This is a genomic window from Micromonospora peucetia, from assembly GCF_900091625.1.
Classification (GTDB): domain Bacteria; phylum Actinomycetota; class Actinomycetes; order Mycobacteriales; family Micromonosporaceae; genus Micromonospora; species Micromonospora peucetia.
Genome location: NZ_FMIC01000002.1, coordinates 2,551,056 through 2,565,304, shown reverse-complemented (window position 1 = coordinate 2,565,304; position 14,249 = coordinate 2,551,056). Strand labels below are relative to the sequence as shown.

At 73.0% G+C, this 14,249-nt stretch carries 10 protein-coding genes and 1 pseudogene; 5 read left to right on the top strand and 6 right to left on the bottom strand.

Features of this window, described 5'->3' with window-relative positions; all coding sequences use genetic code 11:
- Nucleotides 1-63: 63 nt before the first annotated feature.
- Together rlmB and cysS are read right to left on the bottom strand one after the other, a co-directional pair.
- Entirely contained in the window at nucleotides 64-1,224 is a 1,161-nt protein-coding gene (gene rlmB, locus GA0070608_RS11990) for a 23S rRNA (guanosine(2251)-2'-O)-methyltransferase RlmB (protein ID WP_091626829.1), read from the bottom strand.
- A complete protein-coding gene (gene cysS / locus GA0070608_RS11985; RefSeq protein ID WP_091626826.1) occupies nucleotides 1,224-2,639 on the bottom strand; it encodes a cysteine--tRNA ligase in 1,416 nt (471 codons plus the stop codon). The genes rlmB and cysS overlap by 1 nt, the downstream gene beginning before the upstream one ends.
- A gap of 63 nt (nucleotides 2,640-2,702) precedes the next feature.
- Between cysS and GA0070608_RS11980 the strand changes: the two genes are divergently transcribed.
- Together GA0070608_RS11980 and GA0070608_RS11970 are read left to right on the top strand one after the other, a co-directional pair.
- The gene (locus tag GA0070608_RS11980; protein WP_091626821.1) at nucleotides 2,703-3,350 is read left to right on the top strand and encodes a helix-turn-helix domain-containing protein; all 648 of its coding nucleotides are present in this window, start codon (nucleotides 2,703-2,705) and stop codon (nucleotides 3,348-3,350) included.
- Between the two features lie 252 nt (nucleotides 3,351-3,602).
- On the top strand, nucleotides 3,603-4,550 hold the full coding sequence (locus tag GA0070608_RS11970; RefSeq protein WP_091626818.1) for a hypothetical protein: 948 nt from the start codon (nucleotides 3,603-3,605) through the stop codon (nucleotides 4,548-4,550).
- 101 nt (nucleotides 4,551-4,651) lie between these two features.
- Here GA0070608_RS11970 and GA0070608_RS11965 read toward each other — a convergent pair whose 3' ends face one another.
- Entirely contained in the window at nucleotides 4,652-6,340 is a 1,689-nt protein-coding gene (locus tag GA0070608_RS11965; protein WP_091634908.1) for a S8 family serine peptidase, read from the bottom strand.
- Between the two features lie 138 nt (nucleotides 6,341-6,478).
- Nucleotides 6,479-7,444 (bottom strand): EamA family transporter, encoded by a 966-nt coding sequence (locus GA0070608_RS11960; protein WP_091626813.1) that lies wholly within the window; start codon nucleotides 7,442-7,444, stop codon nucleotides 6,479-6,481.
- 75 nt (nucleotides 7,445-7,519) lie between these two features.
- Here GA0070608_RS11960 and GA0070608_RS11955 point away from each other — a divergent pair, with 75 nt between their 5' ends.
- Nucleotides 7,520-8,065 (top strand): CGNR zinc finger domain-containing protein, encoded by a 546-nt coding sequence (locus GA0070608_RS11955; RefSeq protein WP_091626809.1) that lies wholly within the window; start codon nucleotides 7,520-7,522, stop codon nucleotides 8,063-8,065.
- A 699-nt stretch (nucleotides 8,066-8,764) separates the two neighbouring features.
- Here the strand turns inward: GA0070608_RS11955 and GA0070608_RS11945 are convergent.
- Together GA0070608_RS11945 and GA0070608_RS11940 are read right to left on the bottom strand one after the other, a co-directional pair.
- Entirely contained in the window at nucleotides 8,765-10,174 is a 1,410-nt protein-coding gene (locus GA0070608_RS11945) for a class II fumarate hydratase (protein WP_176733702.1), read from the bottom strand.
- A 46-nt stretch (nucleotides 10,175-10,220) separates the two neighbouring features.
- A pseudogene (locus tag GA0070608_RS11940) lies at nucleotides 10,221-10,589 on the bottom strand (tetratricopeptide repeat protein); the annotation flags it as partial.
- Nucleotides 10,590-10,829: 240 nt separating this feature from the next.
- Here GA0070608_RS11940 and GA0070608_RS11935 point away from each other — a divergent pair.
- A complete protein-coding gene (locus tag GA0070608_RS11935; RefSeq protein WP_091626798.1) occupies nucleotides 10,830-12,650 on the top strand; it encodes a hypothetical protein in 1,821 nt (606 codons plus the stop codon).
- Nucleotides 12,651-12,782: 132 nt separating this feature from the next.
- A complete protein-coding gene (locus GA0070608_RS11930; RefSeq protein ID WP_091626793.1) occupies nucleotides 12,783-14,249 on the top strand; it encodes a recombinase family protein in 1,467 nt (488 codons plus the stop codon).

Below are 14,249 nucleotides of genomic sequence, written 5' to 3'. Positions count from 1 at the left end.
CTGACGTACAGCGAAAGGGGCGGCCCGCCATCGGCGGACCGCCCCTTTCACGTGTCTGCGGGATCAGCCCTCGGCGGCCCGGCGACGTGCCACCTCGGCAAGGGTGACGGCGGCGGCGACGCTGGCGTTGAGCGACTCGACGTCGGAGACCATCGGAATGCTGACGGTGAGGTCGCAGGTCTCGCCGACCAGCCGGGAGAGCCCTCGGCCCTCGGAGCCGACCACCACGACCAGCGGGCCGACGGCGGCCTCCAGGTCGTAGAGGTCGGTCTCGCCGTCGGCGTCCAGGCCGACCACCATGAAGCCCGCGTCCTGGCAGGCCTTCAGCGACCGGGTCAGGTTGGTCACCTGGGCGACCGGCACCCGCGCCGCCGCGCCGGCACTGGTCCGCCAGGCGGTCGCGGTGATCCCGGCCGCCCGCCGCTCCGGTACGAAGACACCATGCCCGCCGAAGGCTGCGGCGGACCGGATCACCGCGCCGAGGTTACGCGGGTCGGTCACCCCGTCCAGCGCCACCAGCAGCGGGGCGGCCTGCTCCAGCGCCGCCGCGACGAGGTCCTCGAAGGGCTCGTACGCGAACGGCGGCACCTGGAGACCGACGCCCTGGTGCAGCACGCCGCCAGTCATCCGGTCCAACTCGGCCCGGCTGATCTCCAGGATCGCGATGCCCCGGTCGGCGGCCGTCCGGATGATCTCGTTGATCCGGTCGTCGGTGTCGATGCCCTGGGCGGTGTAGAGCGCGGTCGCCGGCACCAGGGCACGCAGCGCCTCCAGCACCGGGTTACGCCCGACCAGCAGTTCCGGGGTGTCCTTCGACGGGTTGGACTTGCGACCCGGGGCGACCCGGGGGCCACCACGACCGGCGGGCTGACCGCCCCGACCGCCCGTGCCGCGCCCGCCGCCAGCGCCGCGCCCGCCACCGCGGCCGACTGCCGGCGTGCCCCGGCCGCCGCCCCGGCCCCAGGTGGTGTCCTTGCTGCCCGGCTGGCCGATCTTGGGAGCGCGCCCCTCCTCGACCGCCGCCCGGCGCTCCTTGTCCTGCTTCCAGGCGGTGCGCTGGGGCAGCTTCTCGCTGCCCGAGTAAGCCTTGTGCCAGGGCCGTTCGTCTGCGGGCAGCGTCTTGCCACGCCCGGTGAGGGAGTCCTTGTTCTTGCCACCGGAGCCCTTCGGGGCTCCCGCCTTCGACGTCAGTCGCCGGCCACGGCGCTGCGAGTTGCCGGCCATCAGTCCTGCTCTCCAATAGTCCAACGGGGGCCCTGCGGGGTGTCCTCGACCACCACGCCAGCCTGCTTGAGCTGGTCGCGTACGGCGTCGGCGGCGGTCCAGTCCTTGCGACCGCGGGCCTGTGCGCGCTGCTCCAGGGCCAGCGCGACCAGCGAGTCCACCACGCCGCGCAGGTCGTCCGTGCGGCCGCCGCCGGTCCACGCCGGGTCGAGGGGGTCGACCCCGAGGATATCCAGCATGGCGCGGGCCGCGGCCAGCGCCGTGCGGACGGTCACATCGTCACCGCCGGTCAACGCGGTGTTGCCGTCGCGCACCACCTCGTGCAGGACGGCGAACGCGGCGGACGTGTTGAGGTCGTCGTCCATCGCCGCCGCGAACGCGCCCGGCAGCTCACCGAACTGGCCGGCGCCGACCCGCTCGACGGCCCGCTGCACGAACCCCTCGATCCGGCGGTACGCGACGGCCGCATCGCGCAGCGCGTCCTCCGAGTAGTCGATCCGGGACCGGTAGTGCGCGGCGGCGTAGTAGTAGCGCAACTCCACCGGGCGCACCCCGAGCGAGTCGACGTACGTCAGGTCGAGGGCGTTGCCGAGCGACTTGCCCATCTTGGCGCCGCCGATGCTGAGCAGCCCGTGGTGCACCCAGTAACGGGCGAACGGCAGCCCGGCGGCCTGCGACTGGGCGATCTCGTTCTCGTGGTGCGGGAAGGTGAGGTCCAGCCCTCCGCCGTGGATGTCGAACTCGGCGCCGAGGTAGCGCCGGCACATCGCCGAGCACTCGATGTGCCAGCCCGGCCGGCCCCGCCCCCACGGCGACGGCCAGTAGGCGTCCGCCGGCTCGTCGGGCTTGGCGCCCTTCCAGAGCGCGAAGTCACGCGGATCACGCTTGCCCCGGTCGGGGGCGTCCCCGGCCGACTGCATCGCGTCCGGCGACTGCCCCGACAGGGAGCCGTACGCCGGCCACGAGCAGACGTCGAAGTAGACGTCGCCGGAGTCGTCGGTGGCCGGGTAGGCGTGCCCGTCGACGATCAGCTTGGCGATCAGCTCGTGCATCTCCGGGATGTGCCCGGTGGCCCGCGGCTCGTACGTCGGGGGCAGCACGTTGAGCGCCTGGTAGGAGTCGGTCAGGATCAGCTCGTTGGCGTACGCGATCGACCAGAACGGCCGGCCCTGCTCCATCGCCTTGACCAGGATCTTGTCGTCGATGTCGGTCACGTTGCGGATGAAGGTGACCTCGTAGCCGGCGGCGAGCAGCCAGCGGCGCAGCACGTCATAGTTGACGCCGGAGCGAAGGTGACCGATGTGCGGCGGGGCCTGGAGGGTGAGACCACACAGGTAGACCCCCACCTTGCCGGCTTCCCGCGGGACAAAGTCCCGCACCGATCGGGTGGCGGTGTCGTACAGGCGTAGCGTCACCGTACAAGGGTAGCCGTCCACGCTTCCCGGGGTCGTCCGGAGCCGGGTCGTACGCTGCTGGTCGTGGAGACGACGGCGCGGGGCGGGGAGACGGCGCAGACGCTGGACCGGGGGCTGCGGCTGCTGCACCTGGTCGCCGACGCGCCGGGCGGGCTGACCGTCACCGAGGCGGCGAACCGGTTGGGTGTCGGCCGGGCGGCGGTCTACCGGCTGGTCGGCGCGCTCGCCGCGCACGGCATGCTACGCCGCGACGGGGGCGGCCGGCTGCGTCTCGGCGCCGGGGTGCTGCACCTAGCGCGGCGGGCCCAGCCGCTGCTCGCAGAGGGGGCGCTGCCCGCGCTGCGCCGGCTCGCGGAGCAGGCCGGCGCGACCGCCCATCTGACCGTGGTCGAGGGCGGCGAGGGGGTCGCGCTCGTCGTGGTCGAGCCGAGCTGGACGTCGTTCCACGTCGCCTACCGGACCGGGGCGCGGCACCCGCTGGAGCGCGGTGCGGCCGGGCGGGCCATCCTCGCCGGCCGGGCGGGCGCCGCCGGCCCGGTGAGCACCGCCGGGGAGCTCCAGTCCGGGGCGTACGGCGTGGCCGCCCCGGTGCTCGGGGTGCCGGGTCTGGAGGCGAGCGTCGGGGTGGTGGCGCTGGCCCCGCTGGACGCCGAGGTGGTCGACGCGCAGGTCCTCGCCGCCGCCACCGCCATCGCCGCCGCCCTCTCCTGAGCCCCCGCCCTGTCCTGGGTCGCCGCCCTGTCCTGGGTCGCCGCCCTGTCCCGGGTCGCCGCCCTGTCCTGGGTCGCCGCCCTGCCTGCGCTGCCGTCCTCCCTGCCTGAGCCCCCGCCTTCCCCGGGCCGGGCGGCCCTCTACCACATTCGCCGCCCGCCGTGCCGGTTGTCCACAGTCGGCGCTCCACGGGGCGGTCCCGGTTGTCCACAGGGGTGTCGGGCGGGACCGCACGGCCGGCAGGCTTCCCTCATGCCACCTCCACCACACCGGCCCGGGGTCCTGGCCTGGCAGGTCTTCCGCGGCTCCGACGCGATCCGACAGGGGCTGGTCACCGAGCACCAGCTACGCAGCTCGGCCTGGCTGCGGCTGCGCCACGACGTCTACGCCGACGCCCGGCTGGACCGGGACCACACCCTGGCCTGCCGGGCCGCCGCCCTGCGGCTGCCGCCCGAGGCGATCGTCGCCGGTCCGTCGGCGGCCTACCTGCACGGCGTCGGACACGCCGCCTCCTTCACCGACGACGTGCACGTCCTCGCCCCGAGGGCGATGCGCCTCAACCCGCAGCGAGGCCTACGGGTGCACTCCACGGGCCCGGCCACGTCGCCGTCGTGGCCGCCGGCACGGGCCCGAGGGGCGAGCGGCGGCCCGGGCGTGCCGGCCAGCACGGACCCGGCCGCGGCGGCGTGGGAGACGGCGGTCTGGTTGGAGCCGCTCCGCGCGGTCGGCATCGTGGACTCGCTGCTCCGGCAGGGCCTGACCAGCCGTGCCGCTCTCGTCGAGGTGGCCGACCGAAACGCCGACCGGCCCGGCGGTCGGCGGGCGCGCTGGGTGTTCGGGTTGACGGATCCGGGCGCCCGGTCGCCGGCCGAGTCCGAGTTGCGGGTGCGGCTGCTGCTGGGCGGGCTGCCACGCCCCGCCGCCCAGCACCCGGTCCGGGTCGCCGCCGGGCTGCTCCTGCACGCCGACCTGGCCTGGCCGGCATACCGCGTCGCCGTCACCCACGACGGGTGGCAGCAGGCCGAGGCCGACAGCGGGCAGCACGCCGAGGCCGACAGCCCGCACCTCGACCGGATCGCCCGACTGGTCGGTGCCGGCTGGCTCGTGCTGCCGGTGACCGGCAGGCGACTGCGCCAGGACTTCCCGGGCGTCCTGTGCGAGGTTCGCGCCGCACTCGCCGGCCGGGGCTGGCGCCCGTGACCGGGACGCTTGCACCGCCGTCCGCCGGATCGTCCGCACCCGGGGCCGGACAGGCGAGGAGCCCGGCCGAACGAGTCGGCCGGGCCCCCTGCTGTCCGCCGTTACGGGCGGGCGTTCGGCTTGACCGGAGTCTTCACCGCCGAATAGGCATCAACCATGCCGTACCCGTAGAAGCCGTTGAAGTTCAGCCCGCCGGCGCAGTACGCGTCGAACTCGGCGTCCCGCCCCTCGTTGGCGTACGACTGCAGGCGTGGCTCCGGGCAGGCGCGCTCGGCGGCCGTCCGGTAGAGGTGCTGCTCCACCACCTTCGGCGCCATGCCGAAGCCGCCCTGGCGGTCCTTCTTGCCGTGCTTGCTGACGATCAGCGCGGCGACGCCGGAGGCGTGCGGAGCCGCCATCGAGGTGCCCTGAAGATAGGTGTAGTACCCGCACTCACCGTTGGCCTTACAGGCCTTGAAGACCGTCTCCTCGAAGCCGGCGGCGATGTTGCCGTTCGCGTCGACCGATCCCTCCTCCTGGAGCACCTTCTTCGGGTACGTCGAGAGGATCATGTTGGCGTCGGTGCGGTAGGTGTCCGTGCCGAAGCCGTCGCGGAACCAGCCGCCCGGCGCCGCCACGGCGGTCTGCTCGGTGCCGTAGTTCGAGAAGTCCGACTTCTTGCCGGACGGCCCGACCGACGAGACGCTGATCACGTTCGGCCCCTCGGTGGGCAGGTTCCAGCAGCTGTCGTTGTCGATCTCACGCGGGTAGGGCGCCGTGTCGCCGTAGTTCGGGCTCGACACGTCAGTACGCGGGTCACCCAGGTCCTCGTGGTTGTTGCCCAGCGCGCCGACCAGGGTGACACCCCGGCTGTGGGCGAAGTTCAGCGCCCGCTTCATGGCCTTGATGGTCGCCCGCTGCTCGGCCTGGTGCTCGGGGGAGTCGGCCGGGTTGGCGGTGCAGTTAAAGAGCCACGGGTCGACGTAGAAGGACATGTTGACCACGTCCAGGCCGACCTTCCCGGCGTGCAGCAGGGAGTTGACCACCGGCTCCAGGAAGAAGTAGCCAGCGTCCTGGCCGCCCTTGAGCTCGACCAGGGAGATGTTCGGGGCGACGCCGGAGAGGCCGAACCCGTTGGCCGCCGCGCCGATGGTGCCGGCCACGTGGGTGCCGTGCCCGCCGTCGTCGGTGCCGACCGGGTCGAGGCAGCTCGCCACCTCGCACTCGCCGTCGATTTCCACGATGTCGGGGGCGAAGTTACGGGAGAGCGCCCAGTTGAAGTTCGGCGCGATGTCCGGGTTGCTGGCGTCGACGCCGGTGTCCAGGACACCGACGGTGACCCGGCGGTCGCCCGGCTCGATCTTGCGGGCCTGGTCGGCCCGGATCATCTCCAGGCCCCAGAGCTTGTCGTCCAGCGGGTCCATCTTCTTGCCGCGCTGGGCGCCCGCGCCCTTGGCCGCGGCGGCGGCCAGCAGGTGCTCCTGCTCGACCCGGTCCAGCTTGGGCTTACGCCCGATCACCTTCTGCTCGGTGGCGCCGATCAGCGCCGAAGCGGCGGTGGCCTTCGTGGCGAAGTCCGTCCGGGCGCTGGTCACCCGGAACATGCCGACCTCGTCGGACCGGGAGACCACCGTGCCACCGGCCGACCGGATCGCGGCGATGGCCGCGTCCGCGGAGACGCCGTCCTCGGCAACGACGGTGAAGGTACGGGCACTGCTCGGCTCGGCACTGGCCGGCACGCTCATGCCCGTCACCGCTAGTGCCAGCACGGTCGCGGACGCGACAGCACCGGCGGTGAAGCGCTTACTCACCACATCGGATCCTCTCGTTGCGGGATGTGGCAGCCATCAGACAACACCCGAGCGCTTTCCGCCAGTGCACCGTCGGCTATGACGCGGATCTCTTTGCATGCGCGATGGATCGTGCGGCAGGGCGGGCCGTCCGGGTCGTCACGGCAGGGCGGGCTCGGGGTCGCGCGACTGCGGGCGGTCCTCGGGGCGGGGAGCGCGCAGCTCGTCGACACGCACCAGCGCGACACCGGCGACGATCAGGGCGCCACCGGACAGTTGCACTGCGGTGGGCAGTTCGCCCAGCACCAGCCAGGCGATCAGGACGGCGAACATCACCTCGGTCAACCCGACGAACGACGACAGCCGGGCGCCAAGGATCCGGGTGCCGGCGATCCCGGCGAGATACGCGACGACGGCGGCCACCAGCGACAGCCCGACCACCGGCACCAGCCAACTGGTGCGCTGCCCGGCGAAGGTGACCTCGCCGAGGGTCGCCCGCAGCGGCAGCGCCCCGAGGGCACCGAGCAGCAGCAGGACGGCGGCCCCGACGGCCATGCCGCCGCTGGCCAGGGCCACCGACGGCAACCTCTCGTCGACCCGCCCCGCGAGCACGAAGTAGCCGGCGAGGCCGAGGGCCGCCCCGAGTCCCCAGAGCACGCCCACCGGGTCGAGCCGACCGGCGCCGGTCAGGTCCAGGACGAAGAACAGGCCGGCGAGGGCCGCCACCGAGCCGGCGACGGTCAGCCGGCGGGGACGCTGCCCGTGGACCAGCCACATCCAGCCCACCACCAGGACGATGCCGAGATACTCCAGCAGCAGCGCGACGCCGACGGGGAGGTAGCGGACCGCATTGAAGAAGCAGACCTGGGCCGTCGCGACCCCGAGCAGCCCGAACACGCCGATCGCGGCCAGGTTGCGACGCAGCACGCCCCACCTGCCGCGCAGGGAGAGCGCGGCCGGGATCGCCACCACCAGCGCGGCGATGCCGACCCGTGCGGCCACGGCCGCTTCCGCCGACCAGCCGGCGTCGATGAGGGACCGGGCGAACGTGCCCGACGTGGCGAAGGTGACGGCGGAGAGCAGGGCGAGGCCGAGACCGAGCCCGGCGGCGGGTGGTTGACGCATCGATCCACTCCAACTGTCATGAGTAAACTGCCGCTATGCTCGTGACGCTAGGCCGGCACTCCGACAGGAGTCAAGTTGCTTTTCACCCATGACACGGAGTGCTCCCTGACCGCCGCCGCCGCGCTGGTCAACACCGACGGCCGCAACGGTGAGGGCCTGCCCGACGTCGCCGCCCTGGACGCCTTCTTCGTCGCCCACACCTACAGCGGGCGGCACGAGCACACCGAGGACGAGCTGCGGGCGGTACGCGACCTTCGGCCCCGGCTGCGTCGGGTCTGGTACGCCGACACCGAAACGATCGTCGACATCGTCAACGGGCTGCTCCGCGAGAACGACGCGCTACCGCAGCTCATCACGCACGACGACGAGCCGTACCACATCCACGCCGTGCCGCGCGACGCGCCGCTGGCGACCCGGATGGCCGTCGAGGCGGCGATGGCGCTGGCGGATCTCGTACGCAGCGGGGAACTGGGCCGGCTGCGGATCTGCGACCATCCGGACTGCGAGAACGTGCTGGTCGACCTCTCGAAGAACCGGTCCCGCCGGTTCTGCGACGCGGGCTGCGGCAACCGCGCCGCCGTCACCGCCTACCGCGCCCGCAAGGCCGCCAGCCGCGACTGAACCCCGGCCGTGAACCTGGCGCTGAACCCGCCCGGTGTGCCACCGCTCCGTCGATCGTGGCCACCATCCCGACGGCGCCGAGCGAACGGGACAACACCGTCCGCTCCCTGTCGAGCTGCCCCATCTGTGCGACCGCCCCAGGACGAGCGCCGCCGGACACATCGCCGGCGCTGTCACTCACCGCCGACCGGCGCGGGTCGCCGTCGACCGGCGCGGGTCGCCGCCGACCGGCGCGGGTCGCCGCCGACCGGCGCGGGTCGCCGCCGACCGGTGCAGGTCGCCGCCGACCGGTGCAGGTCGGACTCGGCGCAGGTCGCCGCCGACCGGCGCAGGTCGGACTCAGCGCAGGTCGCCGCCGACCGGCACGGGTCGGACTCGGTGCCAGCACGTCGAGAAGCACCGGTCGCAACAACACCCGACCGGCGTACGAACCAACCGTTGTGGGCCGCGCCAGCAGGTCGAGCATCCAGGATCGGGCCGACGCTTCGGCGCCTCGGGACCGCTCCGGTCCTGTGGACGGGGCAGCTCGACAGGAGCCCGGGGTCAACTCGGCGCAGGTTCCGCCGGGGCCGGCCACGGCAAGGCGGGGCGGGGCAAAGGCACGGCAGAGCGGGGCAAGGGCGGAGCGGGGCGGGCAAGGGCGGGGCGGGCAAGGGAGCGGGTAAGGGCGGAGCGGGGCAAGGGCGGGGCCGGTAGGACTCAGGGGTGGGTCATCCGGAGCAGGTCGAGCGCCTCGTCGAGCTGGGTCTCGGTCAGCTTGCCCGAGTCGACGTGCCCCCGGGAGATGACCACCTCGCGGATCGAGACCTGTCTGGCCAGCGCCTCCTTGGCGATCGAGGCGGCCTCGTCGTACCCGAGGTGACGGTTGAGCGGGGTGACGATCGACGGTGAGCCTTCCGCGTACGCCAGACAGACCTCGGCGTCCGCGACCAGGCCGACCACCAGACGGTCGGCGAAGAGCCGGCTCGACGCGGCGAGCAGGCGGACCGACTCCAGCAGGTTGCGACCCATCACGGGGAGCATGACGTTCAGCTCGAAGTCGCCCTGGGAGCCGGCGAACCCGACGGCGGCGTCGTTGCCGATAACCTGGGCGCAGACCTGCCGCATCGCCTCGGCGACCACCGGGTTGACCTTGCCCGGCATGATCGACGAGCCGGGCTGGAGGTCGGGGATACGCAGCTCGCGCAGCCCGGCGCGGGGACCCGAACCCATCCAGCGGATGTCGTTGGCGATCTTGAAAAGACCGACGGCGATCGTACGCAGTTGCCCGGAGGTCTCCACCAGCGCGTCCCGGGCGCCCTGCGCCTCGAAGTGGTTACGCGCCTCGGTCAGCGGCAGCCCGGTCGAGCCACGCAGCTTCTCGATGACCTTCGCGGCGAAACCGAGCGGCGTGTTGATGCCGGTGCCCACCGCGGTGCCGCCCAGCGGCAGCTCGGCCAGCCGGGGCAGCGCCCCCTCCAGCCGCTCGATGCCATAGCGGACCTGGGCGGCGTACCCGCCGAACTCCTGCCCGAGGGTCACCGGGGTGGCGTCCATCAGGTGGGTACGCCCGGCCTTGACGACGGTCTCGAACTCCGCCGCCTTGCCCTCCAGCGCCTCCGCCAGGTGCGCCAGCGCGGGCAGCAGGTCCCGGGCGACCGCCTCGGTGGCGGCCAGGTGGATCGAGGACGGGAAGACGTCGTTGCTGGACTGCGAGGCGTTCACGTCGTCGTTCGGGTGCACCTCACGGCCCAACTCCCGGCCGGCCAGCGTCGCGATGACCTCGTTGGTGTTCATGTTCGACGACGTGCCGGAACCGGTCTGGAACACGTCGATCGGGAACTGGTCGTCGTAGCCGCCGTCGGCCACGTGCGCCGCGGCGGCGGCGACCGCCGCGGCCACGTTCGCGTCGATCACGCCCAGTTCGCCGTTGACCTCGGCCGCCGCCCCCTTGATCTGGGCCAGGGCCCGGATCTGGGCCGGCTCGATGCCCCGGCCGGAGATCGGGAAGTTCTGCACCGCGCGCTGGGTCTGCGCCCGCCACAGCGCCTCGACGGGCACCTCCACCTCGCCCATCGAGTCGCGTTCGATCCGGTAGCCCGTCGCCTCTGGAGTCGTCACGCGTACCATCCTGCCGCGCCGCGCGCCGACGTGCAGATGATCGCGGCGAGCCGGGTCAGCACAGCTCGGCCAGCACCCGGGCCACCTCGTCTCGCTCCGGGGCCTCCACCTGCCGGAACAGCGCGAGCGCCCGGGTCCAGTGCGACCGGGCCGCAGCCGGGTCGGCCGCCCGTAGGCAGCGGGCGATCCCGTCCAACGCCCGGGCCTGCTCGTACCGGGCGTTGAGCGTGGTGGCGTCGCGCAGCACGCGGTGGTGCAGGTCCAGCGCGCTGGGCAGATCGCCCTGGTGCCGAAGGGCATGGGCCAGGAGGTTGCGCGAGGCACACTGGCCGATCCGGTCCCCCGCCGCACTGATGGCGATCAGCGCCGCCCGGTGCAGGGCGGCGGCCTCATGAGGCCGCCCCGCCCGGCGTTCCATCACGCCGATCGGAGTCGATAGCGATCCGATAGCTGATCGACAGCCCTCACGTCGACACTCGTCACCGGGTTGCCGTCGACGGCAACCGACGGGGGCGGTGCGCCCGCCAACTCCTCAGGGGTGGGCGCACCGGCGTCGCTCGAAAGTAGAGAGCGCCTCACGTAGTCACACACTTAAAATCATGGAATCACCCGCACTCCAACCGGAGGGTCTTTCACCTTGCACGAAGAACGGGGTTCCACCGGCGTGCCCGTCGTACGCTGGCGGCGCGCTTCGCGCCGGTTCCTCACCACGGGGATCACCGCGCTGCTCACCGCCACCGGAGCGGTCGTCGCCGCCGCTCAGCCCGCCACCGCCGCACCGATCCGCTGGGTCCCGCCGACGAGCGTGACCTACACGGACGCGCGTCAGCAGGGTCTGGCCTTCACCGCCACCGAGGCGGACGTCCCGGTCGGCACCCTGGTGACCGCCGGGGTCAAGCACACGACCAGGGCCTATCTCACGTTCGACCTCACGCCCTACCGGGGCAAGGAGATCATCGACGCCACGTTGCGCACCGGGGAGTCGGCGGTCGCGGACTGCGACCGGCCGCGCGAGCTGGAACTGTGGCGCACGGACCCGCCGGCGACCGCGCCGACCTGGGAAGACCCACCGGCCGTACGCGAGAAGGTCGGCGACCTCGATCCCACCGCCCCCTGCCCGGCCGCCCACCTCGAACTGCCGCTCACCCAGACCGTGCAGCAGGCGGTCGACGCCGGGCGGGACTCGCTCACCCTCATGATCCGGGTCCCCGGGGACCACGAGGAGAACAAACACCACGGCCGGCGGCTGCGGACGCCGGGCATCTCGCTGACCGCGAACGCCGCACCCGACGTGCCGGGCGCCCTCACCGTAGCCGGTCGGGCCTGCGCCGACGGCCAGGTGGTCGGCACCGCCACGCCGACCCTCTCGGCCGAGGTCACCGACCCGGACGCCAACGGGACCGGCCCCGTTGAGCAGGTGACGGCGACCTTCGCGTGGTGGCCGGTCGACCGGCCCGACGAGCGGACGGAGTGGACCTCGGGGACGTTCGCCGCGCCGCGCCGCTTCCAGTACACGGTGCCCGCCGACGCGATGGTCGACGGCGGCAGCTACGCCTTCGCGGTCCGCGCGGCCGACCAGCACGCCAGCTCCGCCTGGTCGGCGGAGTGCCGGTTCGCGGTCGACACCACCAGCCCCGCCCAGCCGACGGTCAGCTCCACCGACTACCCGGCCGACGACGGCTGGTACGGCGGTCCCGGCATTCCGGGCCAGTTCACCTTCTCCGCCGGCGGCGACACCGACACGGTCCGATTCCGCTACAGCATCTCCGGGCAGCCGACGACCGACGTGGCGGCCGACGCCCCGGGCGGCTCTGCGACCGTCACCCTCACCCCCGACCGGGACGGGCCGAGGACGCTCACCGTCGAGGCGATCGACCTCGCCGGCAACCGCTCCCCCGCCACGAGCTACGTGTTCCGGGTACGCACCACCAGCCCGACGATCACCGACGCCAACCCGACGGCCGGGTACGGCCAGCCGCGCACCCTGACGTTCGCGCCCCGGATGGAGGACGTCGTCGAGTACACCTACCGGCTCGACGACGGGCCGGAGCAGACGGTGCCGGCGGCCGCCGACGGCACGGCCACGGTCACGATCACGCCGACGAAGCCGGGCTACAACACCGTGTACGTCCGCAGCCGGACGGCCGGTGACCTGCCGTCCGGCGAGGGCAGCTACCGGTTCCAGCTGGCGACCAAGCCCACGGTCAGCTCCGTCGAATACCCGATCAACAAGGTCCAGGGGGCGGTCGCCGGCACGCCCGGGACGTTCGTCCTCAAGGCCGGCATGCCCGGGGTGACGGAGTTCGTCTACTCCTTCGACGGCCGCCCGGTCCAGACGGTCGCGGCGGGCGCCGACGGGTCTGCGTCGGTGGGCTACACCCCGACGACCGCAGGGATCCACCGGATCACCGTCTACACGCGGACCGGCGACGGGATCGTGTCGGAGACCTTCAGCGGCACGTTCTACGCCAGCAGGGCCAGCTGACCCACGGGAACGACGAGGGGCGCCGGGCGACTGCCCGGCGCCCCTCTCGCGTACGTCGGGGTCAGCGGCGGCCGACCGTCAGCACCGGCTTGGTGACCTCAGCATCAAGTCCTTAGAGGTACTGTCCCCGTCATGCCTGACAGTCGTGCCGTTGACGTTGTTGACCTGTACCTCCGCAAGAGCACCAAGGACGAGGGCCGCTCCGTTGAACGGCAACTTGGGGAGCTGACCGACGCGGCCGAGAGTGAAGACCTGACCATCGGCCGCGTGTTCGTTGATCCCGACTTCAGCGCCAGTCGGCACCGCCGCCGGGAGCGGCCCGACTTCGCCGCCCTGGTGGAGTACATCCGCTCCGGTGCGTGCCGGGTGCTCGGCCTGTTCGAGGTCAGCCGGGGCTCGCGCGATGCGGCCGAGTGGTTCGCGTTCCTGGACCTCTGCCGGGCGCGCGGCGTGCGGATCTGGGTCAGCACCCACGAACGGGTCTATGACCTCTCCCGCCGCCGGGACTGGCGCGCGCTCGCGGACGAGGGGGTGGACGCGGCCGACGAGAGCGAGAAGATCCGGGAGCGGGTTCTGTCCGGCAAGCGCAAGGCCGCCAGGGAGGGCAAGCCGTCCGGCCGTCTCCAGTACGGGTTCACCAGGCTCTATGACGAGAAGGGGCGGTTCGTCCGCCAGGAGGCGCACCCCGAACAGGCCCCGGTGGTCAGGGAGATGGTCCGCCGGATCACCGAAGGCGAAAGCCTGACCGCCATCGCCCGGGACCTCAACGAGCGGAGCCTGACCATGCCCGGGGGCGCGCCCTGGGCGGGCCGGTTCGTCCGCCAGATGGTGCTCCGGCCCTCGTACGCGGGTCGGATCGTCCACCAGGGCCAGGACGTTGGCCCGGCCTCCTGGGAGCCGATCGTGGACGTGGACCAGTGGCGTAAGGCGGTCGCGCTGCTCACCCGCCCCGAGCGACGGACCACCACCCGGGGGACCGAGCTGGCGCACTGGCTGACCAACGCGGTGGCGTGCGGGACGTGCCGGACCACCAAGCTCCGAGCACGCACCGGCGGCACCAAGCGGCCCAGGGTGACGTACCAGTGCGACGGGTGCGGGATGGTGGTCTCGGCCGTGGCCCTGGAGGACTTCGTGGAGAAGGTGCTCCTGGCCCGCCTCGGGCGGCCGGACGCGGCGGCCCTCCTGACGCGCCGCACCGACGACGCGGCCACGGCCGCCGCTGAGAAGGAGCTGGCCGACCTCCGGGGAGAGCTGGAGGAGTGGAAGGCGTTGGCCAAGGCCCGGAAGGTCTCCCCGGCGTCGTTCGCGGAGTTCGAGGCGGACCTACTCCCCCAGATCGAGCGGGCCGAGGAGAAGCTACGGCGGCTCACCGTGCCGCCGGAGAACGCGGACCTGAGCATGTCCGGAGTCCCGGCGCGGTGGCCGGACCTCCCGGCGGAGCTGAAGCGCCGGTACGTGCGCGCGCTGGTGGACCTGATGGTCCACCCGGCCGCCCGGCGCGGCCCGGTGTTCGACCCGGCGCGGCTCGGGGCCTCCCGGTGGACGGGGGACGCGCTCACCTGGGCCGAGCACTGGGAGGCCGAGGGCCTGGCCGCTTGA